Raw genomic sequence first — 18,563 nt, 5'->3', positions numbered from 1 at the left:
GTTAGTAACCAGAAATATAAACAGTCATTTTGAGCGCTGAAATAATTCAGCGCTTCGTAGCCTTTTACCTTTACAAAATTAACTGGCAGGATGTGAATTATGAATAGTCATGTCTTTTTAGTCGGCTTTATTATTTACGCGTTGGCCATGATTTGGCTTGGCTGGTACGTGTCCCGTCATCAAAAAAGCGGTGAGGATTTTTTACTCGGCGGCCGTTCTTTGCCGCTGTTCCTGACGCTGGGGTCCACCGTGGCGACCATGGTGGGAACCGGTTCAAGCATGGGCGCTGTCGGCTTCGGCTACAGCAATGGATGGGCCGGGATGCTCTACGGCGTGGGCGGCGCCATTGGTATTTTACTGGTGGCCTGGCTGTTTGCGCCAGTGCGCAAGCTGCGCTTTATGACCATGAGCGAAGAGCTTTCTTATTACACAGGGGGCAGCCATTTAATTAAAAACCTCGTCGGGATAATGATATTTATTGCCTCAATTGGCTGGCTGGGGGCGCATATTCTTGGCGGGAGTATGTATTTAGCCTGGGCGACAGGAATTAATCTGACGGTGGCAAAAATTATTATTGCCATGGCGTTCGCGATTTACGTCATTATCGGCGGTTATTCTGCTGTGGTGTGGACAGACACCATTCAGGCATTAATTCTGTTTTTCGGTTTTATCCTGATGGCGATTCTGGCGGTGGTTCACGTCGGGGGCTGGGATGCCATCGTTCAGGCGATGGATCCCAAGGCGATGAGCCTGTTTGCGGTCGATAAGTTGGGGGCCATTCCGGCGCTATCGCTGGCGATGGTCATCGGCGTCGGCGTGCTGGCGACCCCTTCCTATCGCCAGCGTATTTACTCGGGAAAAGACGTCTCTTCGGTGCGGCGCTCGTTTGTCTATACCGGCGTGCTGTATCTGTTTTTCTCGGTGCTGCCGGCGATCATCGGCATGGCGGCCTGGACGATGAACCCCAATCTTGAGAACAGTAACTACGCCTTCCTGTTCGCCACCAGCTTCTTACCGGCGATCCTCGGGCTGGTGGTCCTGATTGCCGGACTTTCCGCCACCATGTCTTCGGCCAGCTCCGATGCGATAGCCGCCGTGCGGGATGTCTATACCCTCGTTACCGGAAAAATGCCGCCGGCGCATAAGGCGATAACGCTCTCTCGCTGGATGCTGGCGTTCGTCATCGGCCTGGCGATGATCTTCGCCCTGACCTCGAACGATATCATCAGCTATATCACCAAAATGATCTCCATGCTGATGTCCGGGCTCTTCGTCTGTTCCATTCTCGGCCGCTTCTGGCTGCGCTTTAACTGGCAGGGGGCGCTCACCGCGCTGCTGAGCGGCATGCTGGTGTCTATTGTGGTTCTGGTTAAGGCCGACTGGCTGGCTTACTGGGGCAATCCGTGCATTCCGTCGGTCGTTGGCAGCTTTGTTTCCGCTATTTTTGTCACCGTCATGACGCCAGCCAGCAAAATCAGCCGTCAGCAGGCGCTGGAAATGATTACCCAGGAGCGGGAAGGGGAGGCGATCCCGGCGAAGACGGCGGTGCAGGTCTCAGGAGAAGCACAATGAAGGATTATATTGCCGTCGACTGGGGCTCTACCCAGCTGCGCGGCTGGCTGATTCGCAACGGCCAGTGCGTCGAAACGAAGCAGCTGCCGCTGGGTATTACCCGCCTGAACGGACGATCGCCTGCCGATGTATTCGCGGAGCATTTGGCCCCCTGGCGCGGCGCACAGGCGCTGCCGGTGCTGATGGCCGGGATGATCGGCAGCGACGCGGGCTGGCAGGCGGTGCCGTATCTGGACTGTCCGGCGGCGATCGACGCGCCTGGGCGGCAGCTATGCGCCGTTGCTGAAGGCGTGTGGATTATTCCCGGCCTCAAGATTGAACAGGATGGGGATTTCAACGTGATGCGCGGCGAAGAGACGCAGCTGCTGGGGGCCTGCCAGCTGGCGCCGGCGGAGTGTTACGTGCTGCCGGGCACCCACTGCAAATGGGTCCAGGTGGCGGGCGGCGCGGTGCGTCATTTTGCCACGGCGATGACCGGCGAACTGCATCATCTGCTGATGACGCAATCGCTGATCGGCAAAGGGCTGCCTGCCCAGCAGCCGGACGAGGCGGCGTTTGAACGGGGGCTGGAAAAAGGGCTGGCGCAGCCGTCGCTGATTAGCGAACTGTTTGTCGCCAGGGCCGCCCGGGTGCTGGGCGGTCTGGCGGCGAGCTCGGTCAGCGATTACCTCTCCGGGCTGCTGATTGGCGCGGAGGTAGCGACCCTGGGGCAGCGTTTCCGTGCTTCTGCCGTCACGCTGGTTGGCGACCCGGCGCTGAATGCCCGCTACGGTCGGGCGATGAAGGCGCGCGGAATGACGGTTAACAGCTGCAGTGGCGATGAGGCATTGCTGGCTGGCATGGCGAGGATAATGCATGAACAAGATTAAGCTGGTGGCGATTTTACGCGGTATTCAACCCGCTGAGGCGGCAGATCATATTGAGACGCTAATCAATGCAGGCTTTCGCTATATCGAAATCCCGCTCAATTCGCCAGACTGGCAGCAGAGTATTCCGCAGATGGTTGCGCGGTTTGGCGAGCAGGCGATGATAGGCGCGGGAACGGTACTGCGCGTGGAACAGGTCGATTTTCTCGCTGAGGCCGGGGCGAAGCTTATTGTGACGCCGAATACCCAGCCTGCGGTGATCCGTCAGGCAGTGGCGCACGGAATGCAGGTTTGTGCCGGATGCGCCACCGCGACTGAGGCGTTTAACGCGCTGGATGCCGGGGCGCAGTGGCTGAAGATATTTCCGTCTTCTGCTTTCGGTCCGGACTATATTCGGGCGCTGAAAGCGGTGCTGCCGTCGGAGGTGCCGGTGCTGGCGGTGGGCGGCGTGACGCCGGAAAATCTGGCAACCTGGATGCGGGCTGGGTGCGCCGGAGCCGGTCTGGGCAGCGATCTTTATCGCGCCGGACAGGCCGTGGAACGTACCCGCCTGCAGGCGGAGAGGTTTATCGCCGCTGCCGGTGGCTAGTCGCCAAGAGGCTGGCGATCGACGCCGCCGCGGTGGCTGTCGAGGGCCAGCTTAATACGACGTAATTTGCCTTTTGCCTGAGTTTTGTTGGCCATCGCCAGTTCGGTGGCCAGCACATCGACCATCGCCAGCATCGCATAACGCGAAGTGCTGGGCTTGAAGATATAGTCGTTTTCCCGCACCAGCAGCGGCAGCACCAGATCCGCCTGCTCAGCCAGCGGCGTCCCGGCGGGGGTAATCGCAATGACCTTCGCGCCGTACTGGCTGGCAATCGCCGCGCTCTCGATGATCTCCGGGGTATAGCCGCCCAGAGACAGCACAATCACCACATCCTGCGGCGTCACCGCCGAGCTCATCATGCGTACCAGCAGACCGTCGCTCTGACTGACGACCGGAAGACCAAGACGAAACAGGCGATATTGAATCTCCTGAGCGCAGATGGTTGACCCGCCGCCCATTCCAAGGGCGAGGATCTGCCGCGCTGCACTCAACCAGCTCACCGCACGCTTCAATGCCTCGATATCCAGCGCCCGGCGATTGGTCTCCAGCACGCTGATGATTGACTCATAGATCCCCTGTACGCCTTCGAGGTCCGGAACATCGAGGATAAACCGCTGGCCGACCGCAAGGGATTGCGCAAGCTTCATCTTCAGCTCACGGACGTCTTTACAGCCGAGCGCCCGGGCAAAACGGGTGACCGACGCCTGGCTGGTCTGAGTCAGACGCGCTATCTCGGCGATGGGTAGCTCCGCCGCCGCCGCGACATCATCGAGAATAAACTGCGCGATGCGTTTTTCGGTCGCCGTGAGCTCCACAAAGCGATCGGTAATACAGGAAATAATATCGATTGACCAGGACATACGGGTAGCAACAGGTAAGTTTTGATTGGTACTTTGTACCATATATCGCCGCTAAATTCAGCGCTGGCGTCTACAACGCCAGGCGCATGGCGCAGCGCGTCTCCGGCGGCAGGCCGTGCCGGGTCTCCTGTTCTCTTTTCGCCGCCAGCCCGGCGGGCAGGGTCAGCTCATCGAGTATGGCGAATCCCAGGCGGGTATAAAACGGCGCATTCCACGGCACTTCGCGGAAGGTGGTGAGGGTCACCGCCGGGTAAGCCATTTGCCGGGCGCGCTCGATAACCTGCTCCAGCAGCATCCGCCCGATGCCCTGATGCTGCCAGGCCTGGTGGACGGCGATTTCGGCGATAAATAAGGCATCGTCGAGCGGTTCGGTAAGAATAAAACCAACCGGCTGCCCGGCGGCTACCGCCAGCAGACTATGTTCCGTTTCCAGATAATCATGATGGCGCGCAACGCTAATCACCTCGCTGTCCGCCAGCCAGGCGAGAGCGGGGATCTGACGAAATGCCTGAGCGGCGGAACGTTCAATGGCCGGCAGAAGGGCGATATCACTCTCCTCGGTCAGGCGTAATCCGGCGCCGGCAGTTATAGTGTTAGTTTTCATCACCTGAGCATAGCAGCCTTCGGGAGAAAAATATGGAGCTGACCGCCGTTCCCGCCACGCAGTTCAGCAGCGTGCAGTTAACGGATATTCTTAACGCCTGTTTTGAAGCCTATCTGGTACCGGTGACCCAGTCGGTGGAGGGATTTGTTCAGCGCTTTAGCGCCGAGGGGATGAGCCTGATCGATTCCCGCGTCTGGCTGGCCGGAGATGAACCGGCGGCGATCGCGATCGTCGCGCGTCGGGGGAATATGGCTCGCCTGGCGGCCTTTGCCCTGCGCCCGGCCTGGCGCGGCAAAGGTCTTGGGCGGAAATTGATGCAGGAGCTGCTGACGTTTCTGCAGCAGCAGGAGATCGAAACGGTTTCCCTGGAGGTGATCCGCGATAACCACGCGGCCGTCGCGCTGTATCAGTCGTTAGGCTTTACGCGGCGCTATGGGCTTTGCGGCTACCTGAGCGCAGAGCCTCTGGCTGCGGCGCCTGGCGTGTTACAGCCTTATCCGATCCTGGCACTGCTTCGACGCGCCGTTGAGGAGAGTAACAGTCAGCTCCCCTGGCTGATGGATCCGCTTACCTTCGCCACCCTGCCATGCCGCGTCGTGACCCTGGAACAGCGCGCCTTCGCGGTAATGAGCACCTCGGGCTCACGGCCTGTACTGCAGTTTTTATGGGTGGAACCCGCCGCCCGTCGCCAGGGGCTGGCGCAAGCGCTGCTGATGGCGCTGGCGCAGCAGTTCCCGGGGATCGGCACGTCGGTGACGGTCCCGGAAACCTTTACGCCGCTGTTTGCCGCGGCGGGGTATGCGCCGCTATCGCTGCAGCAGTATGAAATGACGATGGAGTGTGCGGCAGCGAAGTCCGCTTAGGCGGGAGTGTGCGCTGGGCCGCAAAAAACAGCACGGGGCGTCGATAAGCCTCTCTTTTGCCGCATCATATCTCTTCGTAATGGCGACGAGGGGGATGTAATGCGTAAAACGGAACTGTTGGCTTTTTTGCAAAATCAGACCGATTTTTTCGATCCGGATAACCTGAGCGACGTTTTTACCGCCAGCTGGCTGGCTCAGCGTTTCGCGATGCAAAGAAATACCGCCAGCCACTATCTCAATCAGCTGGTCGCCCAGGACGTGCTGGTGAAGATCAACACCCGGCCGGTCTATTTTCTGCATAAAAAAGCCTTCTGCCAGCAGTTCTTCCCCCTTTCCCGCAGCGAGTACGCCAGCATGGCGGAGCTGCTCGCGGAGAGTGACCGCCAGCCGGAACAGGCGGACCATTTTTCGTTGCTGACCGGGCATGACGGCAGCCTGCGTAAACCGATCGAGCAGATGAAAACCGCGCTGTTTTATCCCAACGGCGGCCTGCCGCTACTGATCGTCGGCGACAGCGGAACCGGCAAAAGCTATATGGCGGAGCTGATGCACGAGTTCGCGATCGCCCAGGGCCTGCTGGCGCCCGATGCGCCCTTTGTCAGCTTCAACTGCGCGCAATATGCCAGTAACCCGGAGCTGCTGGCCGCCAACCTGTTTGGCTATGTCAAAGGCGCGTTTACCGGCGCGCAGAGCGATAAAGCCGGGGCGTTCGAGGCGGCAAACGGCGGGATGCTGTTTCTCGACGAGGTCCATCGACTGGATGCTCAGGGGCAGGAGAAGCTCTTCACCTGGCTGGACCGCAAGGAGATCTACCGGGTGGGAGAGACCGCCCATGGCCTGCCGATTTCCCTGCGGCTGGTGTTTGCCACCACCGAAGATATTCACAGCACGTTTCTGACCACCTTTCTTCGTCGTATTCCGATCCTGGTCAGCTTGCCCGATCTTCAACACCGCAGCCGCGAGGAGAAGGAGGCGCTAACGCTGCAGTTTTTCTGGCAGGAGGCGCGGACGCTTGCCGCCAGGCTGCAGCTCACGCCGCGGCTTTTGCAGGTTCTGACGCAGTACGTTTATCGAGGCAACGTCGGCGAGCTGAAGAATGTGGTGAAGTACGCCGTTGCATCGGCCTGGGCCAGGTCTCCGGGCAGCGAGATGCTGACCGTGACGCTGCACGATCTGCCGGAAAATATCATGGCGGCGACGCCGGCGCTCAGTGAAGCCATGGGCCAGAAGGAGCCGCTGCTTATCGAGCCGCAGACCAGTCTGGTCTGGCTGCTGCGGGCGCGCGATCCGGTTCAGGGGCTGATCCATGACGTTCAGTGTCGGATTCTGGCGCTGTATGAAGCAGTGCTAAATAAAAAAACGGTCTGGGAAGAGGCGCAAAGAAGCATGGGGGAGGAGATTGAAACCCTCTTCGATCGGCTGATCTTTGATAACCAGGATGCCAGTAGCTCGCAGATGTTGCTGCTGATCGCCCATCAGGTGCGGGAGGAGTATTATCGCCTGGAAAAACGCTTCAATATCCAGTTTAACGGCAACTGTCTCTACGCCCTGAGCCACTACCTGATCCATCGCTCCCGTCAGGCGGCGTCCACGATGAGCAATGAGAAAATCCGTCTGCTGGCGGATTTTCTGGCAAACAAATTCCCGCTGCTGTATCGCTTTTGTGAAGCGATCCTCGACGCGCTGGCGCTGAAGCTGGATATTGAGCCCCGGCGTATTGACCTGCTGTTGCTGGTGCTGTGGTTCCAGAAAAACGGCGCTATCAGCCAGCAGCAAGTGACCCGCGCGATTATTCTCGCTCACGGTTACGCCACCGCCAGCAGCATCGCCAGCGTGGCGAACCGCTTGCTGAAAAGCCCGCTGTTTGAGTCATTCGACATGCCGCTCGACGTGACGCCGGAGGCTATCGCTAATCAGGTGATGGCGTATATTGAGCGCCACGCGCTGGCGTCAGGGCTGATCATTCTGGTCGATATGGGATCGCTGAACGCTATTCACAGCCATTTTAATCGTCGCCTGAATACGCCGGTGGCGATTATTAACAATGTCTCCACCGGCATGGCGATGTACGTCGGGGAGCGGATTTTGCACGGCGATATGCTGGAAGATATCGTCCGCGAGATCGGCGACGATCTGGCGGTTGAGCACCAGCTCTATTACCCGCAGACCGATAAACCGCGGGCGATTTTGACCACCTGCGCCACCGGTCTGGGCGCTGCGGCGAACCTGTCGGCACTGTTAAAAGCCAGCATCCCTGAAGCGCTCGGCGTTGATATTGTGGCCTGCGATGTGGAGACCCTGGCCGACCCCGCGCGGCGGGAGCCGATGCTCAGCCGCTACGACGTGCTGGCGATCGTCGGCACCCTCGATCCGCATCTTGCCGATCTCCCATGGATCTCGCTGGATTCGCTGATCTCGGGGGAGGGAAGTCGCCCGCTAATGCGTATCTTCGGCGAACTGGCGACAGCGGAGCAGGTCAGCGAGATCAATAACCTGATCCTGAAAAACTTCTCGCTGCGGCGGGTGATCGAGTCGGTGACGATCCTCGATACCGCGAAGGTGATCAACCAGGTTGAGCAGTTTTTGCTGCGCTATGAGCATTTGGCCGGGTACGAGGTGCCCAACGAACGTAAGGTGGCGCTGTATGTGCATATCAGCTGTCTGATAGAGCGGTTAATTCGCCACGCTTCCCCAACCCATTATGCGGGAAGGCAGTGTCCGGAGCGCGAGCTGGCGACGCTGCGCGAGGCCTTTAGTGTCATAGAGAGCGGATATAGTGTCAAAATCCCCGCCGTAGAACTGTACTACATTCACGATATTCTGACGCGGGAAACGGAATTTATTCAGGAAGATCAAGAGTTTTAACGCTTCTCTCCCTTTTGTCCTTACGTTAGCCGACGCGCCACTGTTTCTGGCACGTCGGTTGCAATTAAGAAAGCAGTGGAATGCGCTTTCGAGGTAAGGATGAAACGACACTATATTTTTGCCAGCCACGGCACCTTTGCTAACGGTTTGTTGAACTCTGTGGAGCTGATCCTCGGTAAACAGCCGGATATTCATACTCTGTGCGCCTATGTGGAAGAGGAGGTCGATCTGACGCAGCAGGTGGAGGCGCTGCTGGCGCGTTTCCCGGCGCAGGATGAGCTGATAGTGATTACGGATATTTTCGCCGGTAGCGTGAATAATGAGTTTGTGCGTTTTTTATCGCGCCCGCACTTCCATTTATTGTCCGGGTTAAATCTACCATTAATTATTGATCTGCTTATTTCTGCAGCGGAAGAGAATACCGAAAAATTAATTTCTGAAGCATTAATCAACGCCAAAGAGAGCATTCAGTACTGCAATCAGACTATTGCCGGGGCGATGACTATGGATAAAGACTTCTGAAATGAGGATGCATGATGATTACGTTATTAAGGGTTGACCATCGATTACTTCACGGCCAGGTAGCCTTTTCCTGGACCCAATATGTCGGCGCCGATTGTATTTTAATCGCCAACGACAGTGTCCCTGAGGATGAACTGCGGAAAACCACCATTAAGCTAGCTAAACCACCCTCGGTGAAGCTGGTGATTAAAAATATAAATGATTCTATTGAGGCGATAAAAAGCGGGGTTACCGATAAATATAATTTATTTATTGTTGTGGAGTCGGTCAATGACGCCTGGCGTATTGCCAGCGCCGTTGGGGACATAAAAAGTATTAATCTCGGCGGAATTAAAGCCAAAGAGGGCAGTAAAAATATCTCTAAGGCGATTAATTTATTACCGGGGGAAATAGAGCAGTTGCAACAACTGGTGGGCAAAGGCGTCGAGGTGGAGATTCGCCAGGTCCCGAACGATCGCAAACAGCTTTTTACGGAATGCGTGTGATTCCGGAGGACAGATTATGGTAGAGGCTCTCTTACTGGGTCTGGTGGCGTTTATCGCGCAATCGGAATATGCCTTAGGAACGTCGCTGATTTCCCGGCCTATCGTCACCGGGCTACTGACCGGTCTGGTGCTGGGGGATGTGCAGACCGGCGTCATTATGGGCGCGACGCTGGAGCTGGCGTTTATCGGTTCGTTCTCCGTTGGCGCCTCGATCCCGCCCGACGTGGTGACCGGCGGTATTCTCGGCGTGGCGTTCGCCATCACCTCCGGCGCGGGCACGGAAACGGCGCTGTTGCTCGGCCTGCCTATCGCCACCCTGACCCTGATCCTGAAAAACGTTTATCTGGGGATGTTTATTCCGCTGCTCAGCCAGAAAGCGGACGGCTATGCGGAACGGGCGGATACGCGCGGCATTGAGCGGATGCATCTGATTGCCGGATTCGGCCTGTCGCTGATGCTTGCCACGGTGGTGACCGTCTCATTCCTGGTGGGCAGCAACGCGGTGAAATCCCTGCTCGATACGATCCCGGAATTTATTAAACACGGACTCAGCGTGGCCACCGGGATCATTCCGGCTCTCGGCTTCGCGATGCTCGCCAGGTTGCTGATTAACAAGAAGGTGGCGCCGTACTTTTTCCTCGGCTTTGTACTGATGGCCTATTTGAAAATCCCGGTGACTGGTATCGCCATTCTCGGCGCCATCGTGGCGGTGGTGATGGTTAACGTCACCGCATTGAGCGCACCTCGTACCACGACAGAACAAGGAGTCAGCGATGACGACGAAGATGATTTCTGAAGAGACCCTGCAGCCGCAGGAGCAGGAAGAAGCGCGAATTACGCCGCGAGATTTACGCCGGGTGTTCTGGCGCTCCTTCCAGATGGAGTTCTCGTGGAACTATGAGCGACAGATGAATCTCGCCTTTGTTTACGCGCTGATCCCGGTGCTGAAGAAGCTCTATCCGCGCAAAGAGGAGCTGGCCGGGGCACTGAAACGCCATCTGGTGTTCTTCAATACCACGCCGCATATCGTCACCCTGCTGTTGGGGATCACGACGGCGATGGAGGAGAAAAACAGCCAGCAGAAAAATATGGATGCCAACGCGATTGATAACGTCAAAGCCTCGCTGATGGGTCCGCTGGCCGGGCTGGGAGACTCCTTCTTCTGGGGAACGCTGCGCCTGATCGCCACCGGCATCGGCACCAGCCTGGCGCTAAAGGGCAATATTCTCGGGCCGATCCTGTTTCTGCTGGTGTTTAACGTGCCGCACATTCTGGTGCGCTGGTGCTTTACCCGCTGGGGCTACGTGCTGGGCACCGGGGTGCTGCAGCGGATCCAGAAGAGCGGAATGATGGAGAGCCTGACCTACGGGGCGTCGATTATCGGCCTGATGGTGGTCGGGGCGATGACCGCCTCAATGATCGATATCACCATCCCTGTCTCCTTCGGGGCCGGGGAGGCCAAAACTCAGGTGCAGGACATCATCAACGACATTCTGCCCTGCATGCTGCCGCTGGTGAGTTTCGGCATCGTCTACTGGCTGCTGGGGCGGAAGGTTAAACCGCTCTCTATTATCGGCGGAATGGCGCTGGTGGGCATTCTGGGTTCGTGGATCGGATTGTTTTAACGGGAGTGAGCTATGCGACCAACAATGATGACCTATATCAGCGAAGAGCCGGCCTGTCTGGCGCAGATCCTGCGCGACTACCGGCACAAGCTGGCGGCGATTGAGACCTTCGCCCGCCAGCAGCCGGTGCGGCGTATTTTGCTGCTGGCGACCGGATCGTCGCTGAATGCCGCGCTTTGCGCGCGCTATTTCTTTGAACAACGCTTTGGCGTGCTGGTGGACATAAAAGAGCCGTACAACTTTACCCATTACGAAACTATAGACCCGCATACCGATCTGGTGGTGGCGATTTCACAGAGCGGAAAAAGCGCGTCGACGCTGGAGGCGATGCGTAAGGTACAGGCCTCAGGACTGCCGGTATTTGCCCTGACCTCCGACCCGCAAAGCCCGACCGGGCGGGCCTGCGATGGCGTTCTGGATATCAATACCGGGATCGAGAGCGTAGGGTTTGTCACCCGCGGCTTTAGCGCGACAGTGCTCAATCTGCTGCTGATAGCGCTGATGATTGCTCGCAGCCAGGGGAAGGCCAGTGAAGCCGAGGAGCAGCACTATCTTGCCGAATTCCAGCGACTGGCGGCGGCGATCCCGGAGGTCATCGCCCGCACTTCGCGCTTTATCGACCGGCATAGCGAAACGCTGCGGAGCGGCGAGCGCTTTGTCGCCACCGGCTATGGCGCGCTGGTTGGCGTGGCGAAAGAGTTCGAAACCAAATTTACCGAGACGGTGCGGGTACCTTCCAGCGGCTTTGAGCTGGAAGCCTATATGCACGGCCCCTATCTGGAAGCCAATGCCCGCCATGTGATGCTGTTTATGGAAGACTCGCCGGACGCGCGAACCCGGGCGCTGCGCGACTATATGGCGCCGTCCATTGCCCGCGCCTTTACCCTGACGCTGGGGGACGAAGAGGATGAACAAACGCTGGCGCTTAACTGCCCGTGCGAGCATCACCTGGCGCCGCTGCTGCTGATTGTCCCAGTGCAGATGCTCGCCTGGCATACCGCCGGGCTAAAAGGCATCGATCTGGCGATACGTATTTTCGACGATTTTGACCGCGTATTAAAAAGTAAAATCTGATTATTCAGGAGAAAACTATGTTGGGTTTTAATCAGGACGAGTACCTGACCAGTGCTCGCGAGATCATCGCTGCGCGTAAACAGGCTGAAACCGTGGCCGACGCTATTTATGACAGCGGCTGCAGCGCGTTATTTTTTGCCTCGGTAGGCGGTTCTTTAGCTCCGATGATGGCAATTAATGAGTTTGCCAAAGAATTCACCAGCGTGCCGGTTTATCTTGAGCAGGCGGCGGAATTAATTCATCGCGGGCATAAAAAATTAAATAAAGATGCAGTGGTGGTGACGTTATCCAAATCCGGCGATACCAAAGAGTCGGTGGCCATTGCCGAATGGTGCAAGGCGCAGGGGATACGCGTGGTAGCCATTACCCGTCATGCCGATTCGCCATTGGCTGCCGCCGCCAGCTGGCATATTCCGATGTGCCACAAAAATGGCGTGGAATATGAATATATGCTGCTGTACTGGTTATTCTTCCGCGTCATTTATCGTCACGGCGAGTTTGCGGATTATGCGCGTTTTGCCAGCCAGCTCGAGTTGCTGCCGGAAAATCTTCTGCAGGCCAAACGCCAGTTCGATCCCCAGGCGGACAGCATTGCCGCGCAATACCATGACAGCGACTATATGATGTGGATTGGCGGCGCGGAAATGTGGGGTGAGGTCTACCTGTTCTCGATGTGTATTCTCGAAGAGATGCAGTGGAAGCGGACCAAGTCGGTAAGCTCGGCTGAATTTTTCCACGGCACTCTGGAGCTGCTGGAAAAAGAGGTCCCGCTGTTTCTGGTGAAGGGCGAGGGGAAATGCCGGGCGCTGGACGAGCGCGTCGAACGCTTTGCCGAAAAGATAACTGACCATCTGGTGGTGATCGACCCGCGCGACTATCCGCTGAACGGCATTGATGATGCGTTCCGCTGGATTATGGCGCCGTGCGTGGTGTCCACTCTGCTGGTGGACCGGCTGGCGGCCCACTTTGAGCACCATACCGGCCACGACTTGAATATCCGCCGTTATTACCGGCAGTTTGATTACTAAATCTTGCCTATGGCGGCCAGTCAGACTGGCCGCTCCGCTATTCTCCGAGGCGCTTCCCAGAAAATCATCGTTAAAACCAACCGGTTAAAAACCGGTGGTAGAGTCCGGCTTTCCTTCTCTTTCAGGCAAGCGGATGGCCATGAAAAAACGAATAACCGCCACGCCGCATGATGCGGTGTTTAAACGATTTATTCGCCACCCGGAGACGGCGAATGATTTTCTCATGCTCTATCTTCCCGAAGCGATCCGCCAGCGGTGCGATTTCGCTACTCTGAGGCTGCAATCGGCGAGCTTTATCGATGAGGATCTACGCGCCTGGTATTCGGACGTGCTGTGGTCGGTGCAAACCACCTGCGGGGCGGGATATATTTACGTGGTGATAGAGCATCAGAGCTCGCCGGATAATCATATGGCTTTTCGTCTAATGCGCTATGCGATTGCCGCGATGCAGCGACACCTCGACGCCGGGCACAAAACGCTGCCGCTGGTGGTGCCGATGCTTTTTTATCATGGCGCAACCAGTCCGTATCCTTTTTCCCTCAACTGGCTGGATGAATTTGCCGACCCGCAGCTGGCGAAGAGGCTGTACGGCAGTCAGTTTCCATTGATCGACGTCACGGTCATGCCGGACGATGAAATCGTGCAGCATCGGCGGGTCGCCCTGCTGGAGCTGATGCAAAAGCATATTCGCCAGCGCGATCTCAGCGGCATAACGGAGTCGTTGGCGGCCGTGGTGATGCTGGGATACACTAACCCCCGGCAGTTGAGAATGCTGTTTCACTATATGCTGCAGTACGGTAACACGGCCGAGCCGGGCGTGTTTCTCCGCCGGCTGGCCCGCCGTCTGCCACAGTATGAGGAGACATTGATGTCTATCGCGCAAAAGCTTAAGCAGGAAGGTCGGCATGAGGGCCGACAGGAGGGGCGCCTGGAAGGGCGCCTTGAGGGCTTACAGGAAGGGAGCCGGCGTGAGGCGCTGCGCATTGCCGGCAGCATGTTACAGAATGGCCTCGACAAAGAGACGGTACAGAAAATTACCGGACTGTCGGCTGACGACCTCAAGCCGCTGTTTTGTTAACACCCTGCCACGGAAACCGTTGCCCGGCGCCAATATCCGCCGGGCAAGGTGGCTTTAACCTTCGCTTTTCACCACTTTGATCTCCACCATACCGATCCCCAGCTGACGCGGGGAGTGGCCGAGGATATTGCCCTCGTTGGTGGACTGCGGGTCCGGCGGAGTGATGGTCAGCGTATTGCTGCGCGTTGGGTTGTCGAAATGCAGCGTCGTGGTGGTCACATCATTGACCAGTGTAAGCACTTGCTCACTTTGCCCAACCCGCACCGGGATCGGCTTATTGGCATTGGGACCGTAGGCTTTGGCGGTGATCACCAGATCAAATTTCTCCGGCAGCGGCTCTTTATATTCAATCTTCACGTCGCTGCCCAACTGGGCATTGGACCACCGACCCCAGGACTCGGGGCGCGAAATGCCGCTAAACTGTTTCACCTCTTCCGGCGCGCCGGCAACGTTAAACACGAAGCTGTCGGCCTTATAGCGAATATCGTTGTCGACAACTTTCAGCGTATCGACGTTGCCCTTATAGCGCTCCATATCGATAAGGGTGTCCCTGAAGGCGGTCTTACCTTGCCACTGTGGCTTATCAACGTGCTGGACCTTCTGCTCACCCCCCAGCTGTCCCTGCGAGACGCACCAGTCGGTGGAGAGCGCCAGCTCAGGAGACCACAGCTGGCCCATTTTATAGCAGCGATCGACCCACACGAAATTATCCCGCGGCGCGAAATCGGCCAGCTGGAAGCGCAGCGGCGCCGAGTATTCGCTTTCCGGCAGCGGTTCAACGCGCTGGTTCGACACCCGGAGCAGCAGCGGCAGACGGAAATGGCTGCCGGAGAAGGCGATCATGTTCTTCTGCGAGTCGATGGTGAAGTTTTTCATCTCTTTCGGGAAGTTCCACAGGCGGATCACGTCGGGTTTCCAGGCCAGGACCTTCTCTTTCATATTCATGAAAATACCGGAGAGCGACTGGCCAGAGAGACTGCTTCGCCCGAGGCCGATATAGTTATCGCCACCGAGAATATCCAGCACCGTCGCGCCGTTATCCATGGTGTTGCGTTTCACCGCCAGGGTCTCCTGTTGCGGCCGATCGCCGCGCAGGACAAAGAACAAATTGCTGCGATCGTGCTTGTTGAGGTAATCCCAGGCGCTGTTCTTCATGGCCAGGTGATCGGAAGAGACCACGATGACCGTGTTTTTGAAATAGGGAGAGGCTTTGATCTTCTCGATCAGCGCGGCGATATGTTCCTGGCTGCAGCTAACGGCGCTGAAGGAGAGGTTTTTCTTACCGTCCACGTCATAGCGTTTACGCTCGCAGGTACGCGAGATAAAGCCGTCGGGATGGTGAGTGTCCACCGTCAGGGCGAACAGTGAAAAGCGTTTTCCGGACTGCGACAGTTCTTCGAATTTTTTCCACGTCTCGTCGAGTACCGTGTCGTCATAGAAGCCCCAGTCGTTGCGGTAGGTTGGATCGGCTACCGTGGTTTTGAGCTCTTCCGCCCCGAACAGGTGATCGAAGCCGTGGGATTTGAGAAACACGTCTTTGCCGGCAAAGCGCAGGTTAGCTCCCTGCACAAAATAGTTTTCGTAACCGGAGTTTTTCAGGATATCGCCAAGGCAGATATTCTGCGGAAAGAAGCTGGAGACCGAGGCCGAAGCGTTGCCTTCAAACGGGGCAAACAGCGGAATGCCACACTGTGATGCGACCATGCCGGCGATGGTGTAATCGGTCCCCGGCAGCTGCATAGTATTGCTGAAATCAATGCCCTCATCTTTTATTCTGCCAAGCTCAGGGGTGAGGTTGGGGAAAGCATCGTTATCAAAATAGGTGCGCTCAAGGCTTTCGCCATAGATATAGACCAGATTCAGCTGCGGATTGTCGATACGCTTCGACGGTTCTTTGTAGTACGCGGCAAAGTCCGGATCTCCTTCCCGCGACTGCGATTTCACCAGCTCGCTGATTTGATGGAAGGCCGGGCTGGCGTCGACCGAGGCCAGCGCCAGCAGCAGCGCCGCCAGGCTGTAGCCGACGTGATGAGGATGATGTCGACGGCGGCGCAGCACCCACCCCAGGGCGCCAAAGACGGCAACCAGCGCGACGGCCACGCCGACGCCCGGCAGAATGTATTTGCCGATCCCGGCGCCGGTCAGGCTGTTGGTCAGAGTGTAGAGTACCGCGTCGTTGATGCCGTCGCCGGTAAAGTAGTCGCTGGCGTAGAGGGTGATATTCAGCACCACGAACAGACCTAACACCGTGAGCGTGGCGGCAAACCACCAGGTGTTACGACCCGCTTTCCAGGCATAAAGCACCACCGAAGCTAAAAATAAGGCGATGGATAACAACTCTGACACAGCTCATCCTCATTAACGCCAGTTATCGGCTGGCAGAACAGATTACTTTTCAAGCCACACTGTAATTGCAGCGCCATCTTGCTGCAATTCTAGCGTCATGAAAGTGTGCAGTTATTCAGAATTGGTTTAGAAGTTGCCTTTTTTGATCGGCGTCGCAACGGGCGGGGCGGGGAAGCGCAAGGAGAAAAAGGCGAAAAAAGCCGTTTCAGGCCGCGCTGCCGTCGCGAAGGCGACAAACGCGGCATTGGCCTTCTGCGTCAGGAGAGAAAGTTAACGCCCTGTTTTAAGACCAGATCGCAGGCTTTGGTTTTCACCTGTTTCGCCAGCGAACTGTTGCCGAGGGTATTCAGGTCAAGCTGCTGGCCATTATTGCTATTGAGCAGCCCCTGCAGGCCATCAAGATAGCTGGTGTCCTGTTTTTGTTTTTCCGGCGTGCTGAGCCCCAGCTTATCCAGCACCTGGTTTTTGACGTTATCAGCGCTGGTCGCCGAGGCGAGCTTCTGTTTGGCGCAATATGACATGATCCCGGCGGCGTTATTCATGCTGCTAGCGGTCAGCGACTGGCTGCTGCCGTTGAGCAGGCTGGTCAGAGAGGAGATGGACATTCCGCCGCCGCTGGCCTGGGTGCTGCTGCCGCTGAGCTGGCTGGCGGCGCTGTTGAGAGAATCCTGCCAGGAGGCGGCGTGGGCGCCGGAGAGGGTAAATGCGCTGAGGGTAAGCGCGGCAAGCAAGCCATTTTTTAACGATTTCATAGACGGACTCATAAGCGTGACTGAAGAATCGCTTTAGTATAACGCCGTCGTCGTCCGGAAATCTCTTAATACTCCTTGCCGGTGACGCGGTGCCGGTAACTTTCCCAGTTGAAGATAACCCACAGGCTGTTGCCCAGGCGCATACGGTCCATCACCCGTTCGCCGAGCAGCTTATTCATCTCTTCCATATTACTGTTGGTCAGCATACCGGTGGGCCGTTTGGATGAAGATCGGCGGTCAACGATCTGATTGATAATGACCTTTTCATAGCGAGACTCTGTCTGCATACCAATTTCATCAATGACCAGAAGATCGACCTTGCTGAGGTCGCTCAGTAACTGCTCTTCGCTCGTCTCCCGGTTGCCGAAGGTATCTTTCATCGCCGACATAATATCGGCCACGGTGATGATTAAGACCGACTTCCCGCGCAGCAGCAGTTCGTTGCAGATAGCCGCCGCGAGGTGGTTTTTGCCGGTGCCCGGTTTGCCGGAGAAGATAAAGCTGGCGATATTGCCATCGAACTCCTCCACGTACTGACGCGCGCGGGCGAGGGCGTTCATCTGCCCCTCGCACTCGACGCGATAGTTATCAAAGGAGCAGTTCTGATGAAGGGGGCGGATCCCCGAGCGGTTAAAGGTGCGCTGCATTTTCATCGCGCGGTTCTCCCGCTCCAGCGCTTCGGAACGCAGCTTGCCTTGCTCTTTTTGCCAGGCCAGCAGCTCTTCGCCGGTTTTAAACGCCGGTTCGATATGAGCCGGCATCATTTTCTGCAGGCGCTTCATCAGATCGCCAACGTTTTTCATGCTCATCCTCGGAAACCTCGCGGAATATGACTGTCGGGTTCGCTAACGCTGTTCACATCGCGCTTCGGCTGCCCGCCGTTGCTGGCGCGGCTGATTTGCACGCTGCGAGCCAGTTTCTGCTGCCACTGCACGTGGTGAAACACTTTACCTTCCGCCTGCCAGTAAGCGACGAAAGCGGCCAGCTCTTCCGGGGTGACCGGCTGGCTCAGCGCGATGCCCCACAGCGCGGCCAGACGCTGAAAGTCGGCGTCCGGCTGCCAGGCCGCATACATGGCAAATTTGCCCATCGGCACCGCAACCGGCGCCGCGGCGGGCTCGTCGAAAAACTGCGGGTCAAGCGCGATGTCGCTGCCGGGGCGCGCCAGCCTGGCTTCCAGCTCGAGCAGCTGCGCCAGCCGGGCTGGGGTCAGCGCATAGAACGCCGGGGCGTTGTTGGCAAAAACGGCGACGGTGCCGTCAGTCGATTTCGCCAGCAGCGCCGCGTGCTGCTGGAGGAACTCTTCCAGGCCGCTAAAATGGGAGGTTAAAATTCGCGAAGACATAACTCTATCTCAACTCTGAACTGCAAAGAGTGGGGTGATCTGCACATAGTAGCACAGAGCCCGTCGCGGAAGGAGCGGGGGGGGGGGGG

At 57.4% G+C, this 18,563-nt stretch carries 18 protein-coding genes; 12 read left to right on the top strand and 6 right to left on the bottom strand.

Annotated features, from left to right (window positions below):
- Positions 1-99 precede the first annotated feature (99 nt).
- The 3 genes from ABLV52_RS12955 to ABLV52_RS12945 are packed head-to-tail and all read left to right on the top strand — an operon-like array spanning position 100 to position 3,027.
- Positions 100-1,572: a sodium:solute symporter family protein gene (locus ABLV52_RS12955; protein WP_348890469.1), complete on the top strand. Its 1,473-nt coding sequence runs from the start codon at positions 100-102 to the stop codon at positions 1,570-1,572.
- Entirely contained in the window at positions 1,569-2,441 is an 873-nt protein-coding gene (locus ABLV52_RS12950; RefSeq protein WP_087827562.1) for a 2-dehydro-3-deoxygalactonokinase, read from the top strand. Before ABLV52_RS12955 ends, ABLV52_RS12950 begins: the two co-directional genes overlap by 4 nt.
- Positions 2,428-3,027, top strand: coding sequence for a 2-dehydro-3-deoxy-6-phosphogalactonate aldolase (locus ABLV52_RS12945; protein WP_023291861.1), 600 nt, complete (start codon positions 2,428-2,430; stop codon positions 3,025-3,027). Before ABLV52_RS12950 ends, ABLV52_RS12945 begins: the two co-directional genes overlap by 14 nt.
- Here the strand turns inward: ABLV52_RS12945 and ABLV52_RS12940 are convergent.
- Positions 3,024-3,887, bottom strand: coding sequence for a MurR/RpiR family transcriptional regulator (locus ABLV52_RS12940; protein WP_032429092.1), 864 nt, complete (start codon positions 3,885-3,887; stop codon positions 3,024-3,026). The two genes, ABLV52_RS12945 and ABLV52_RS12940, sit on opposite strands and share 4 nt — an antisense overlap.
- A gap of 70 nt (positions 3,888-3,957) precedes the next feature.
- Positions 3,958-4,491, bottom strand: a complete 534-nt coding sequence (locus tag ABLV52_RS12935; RefSeq protein ID WP_032454780.1) for a GNAT family N-acetyltransferase — start codon at positions 4,489-4,491, stop codon at positions 3,958-3,960.
- A gap of 32 nt (positions 4,492-4,523) precedes the next feature.
- On the opposite strand from ABLV52_RS12935, the gene ABLV52_RS12930 reads away from it, so the two are divergent.
- The 9 genes from ABLV52_RS12930 to ABLV52_RS12890 all read left to right on the top strand — a co-directional run bounded on the left by ABLV52_RS12930 (position 4,524) and on the right by ABLV52_RS12890 (position 14,031).
- Positions 4,524-5,354 carry a GNAT family N-acetyltransferase gene (locus ABLV52_RS12930; protein ID WP_348890468.1) on the top strand — a complete coding sequence of 277 codons (831 nt, stop codon included), beginning with the start codon at positions 4,524-4,526 and terminating at the stop codon, positions 5,352-5,354.
- Positions 5,355-5,453: 99 nt separating this feature from the next.
- Positions 5,454-8,219: a sigma-54-dependent transcriptional regulator gene (locus ABLV52_RS12925; protein ID WP_023291865.1), complete on the top strand. Its 2,766-nt coding sequence runs from the start codon at positions 5,454-5,456 to the stop codon at positions 8,217-8,219.
- Between the two features lie 99 nt (positions 8,220-8,318).
- Positions 8,319-8,741 (top strand): PTS sugar transporter subunit IIA, encoded by a 423-nt coding sequence (locus ABLV52_RS12920; RefSeq protein WP_044525295.1) that lies wholly within the window; start codon positions 8,319-8,321, stop codon positions 8,739-8,741.
- A gap of 14 nt (positions 8,742-8,755) precedes the next feature.
- Positions 8,756-9,226 carry a PTS sugar transporter subunit IIB gene (locus ABLV52_RS12915; protein ID WP_110238208.1) on the top strand — a complete coding sequence of 157 codons (471 nt, stop codon included), beginning with the start codon at positions 8,756-8,758 and terminating at the stop codon, positions 9,224-9,226.
- A gap of 16 nt (positions 9,227-9,242) precedes the next feature.
- Positions 9,243-10,022 (top strand): PTS mannose/fructose/sorbose/N-acetylgalactosamine transporter subunit IIC, encoded by a 780-nt coding sequence (locus ABLV52_RS12910; RefSeq protein WP_023291868.1) that lies wholly within the window; start codon positions 9,243-9,245, stop codon positions 10,020-10,022.
- Entirely contained in the window at positions 10,000-10,851 is an 852-nt protein-coding gene (locus ABLV52_RS12905) for a PTS system mannose/fructose/sorbose family transporter subunit IID (RefSeq protein WP_023291869.1), read from the top strand. The genes ABLV52_RS12910 and ABLV52_RS12905 overlap by 23 nt, the downstream gene beginning before the upstream one ends.
- 12 nt (positions 10,852-10,863) lie before the next feature.
- Complete coding sequence (locus tag ABLV52_RS12900) at positions 10,864-11,925, top strand: SIS domain-containing protein (RefSeq protein WP_102006023.1); 1,062 nt, start codon at positions 10,864-10,866, stop codon at positions 11,923-11,925.
- A gap of 17 nt (positions 11,926-11,942) precedes the next feature.
- Positions 11,943-12,953 carry an SIS domain-containing protein gene (locus ABLV52_RS12895; RefSeq protein WP_348890467.1) on the top strand — a complete coding sequence of 337 codons (1,011 nt, stop codon included), beginning with the start codon at positions 11,943-11,945 and terminating at the stop codon, positions 12,951-12,953.
- A 133-nt stretch (positions 12,954-13,086) separates the two neighbouring features.
- Entirely contained in the window at positions 13,087-14,031 is a 945-nt protein-coding gene (locus ABLV52_RS12890; protein WP_348890466.1) for an Rpn family recombination-promoting nuclease/putative transposase, read from the top strand.
- Positions 14,032-14,085: 54 nt separating this feature from the next.
- Here ABLV52_RS12890 and opgB read toward each other — a convergent pair whose 3' ends face one another.
- The 4 genes from opgB to dnaT all read right to left on the bottom strand — a co-directional run bounded on the left by opgB (position 14,086) and on the right by dnaT (position 18,474).
- Positions 14,086-16,377 carry a phosphatidylglycerol--membrane-oligosaccharide glycerophosphotransferase gene (gene opgB, locus ABLV52_RS12885; protein ID WP_023291873.1) on the bottom strand — a complete coding sequence of 764 codons (2,292 nt, stop codon included), beginning with the start codon at positions 16,375-16,377 and terminating at the stop codon, positions 14,086-14,088.
- Positions 16,378-16,634: 257 nt separating this feature from the next.
- On the bottom strand, positions 16,635-17,129 hold the full coding sequence (locus tag ABLV52_RS12880; RefSeq protein WP_023291874.1) for a DUF2501 domain-containing protein: 495 nt from the start codon (positions 17,127-17,129) through the stop codon (positions 16,635-16,637).
- Between the two features lie 65 nt (positions 17,130-17,194).
- Positions 17,195-17,932 carry a DNA replication protein DnaC gene (dnaC, locus tag ABLV52_RS12875; protein WP_025999144.1) on the bottom strand — a complete coding sequence of 246 codons (738 nt, stop codon included), beginning with the start codon at positions 17,930-17,932 and terminating at the stop codon, positions 17,195-17,197.
- Positions 17,933-17,934: 2 nt separating this feature from the next.
- Positions 17,935-18,474 (bottom strand): primosomal protein DnaT, encoded by a 540-nt coding sequence (gene dnaT / locus ABLV52_RS12870; protein ID WP_032454787.1) that lies wholly within the window; start codon positions 18,472-18,474, stop codon positions 17,935-17,937.
- Positions 18,475-18,563 lie beyond the last annotated feature (89 nt).

The organism is Klebsiella sp. GB_Kp056, from assembly GCF_040064755.1.
Lineage (GTDB): Bacteria > Pseudomonadota > Gammaproteobacteria > Enterobacterales > Enterobacteriaceae > Klebsiella > Klebsiella quasipneumoniae.
Note: the sequence above shows the minus strand (reverse complement) of the source record. Positions and strands in the feature narration are given on the sequence as shown.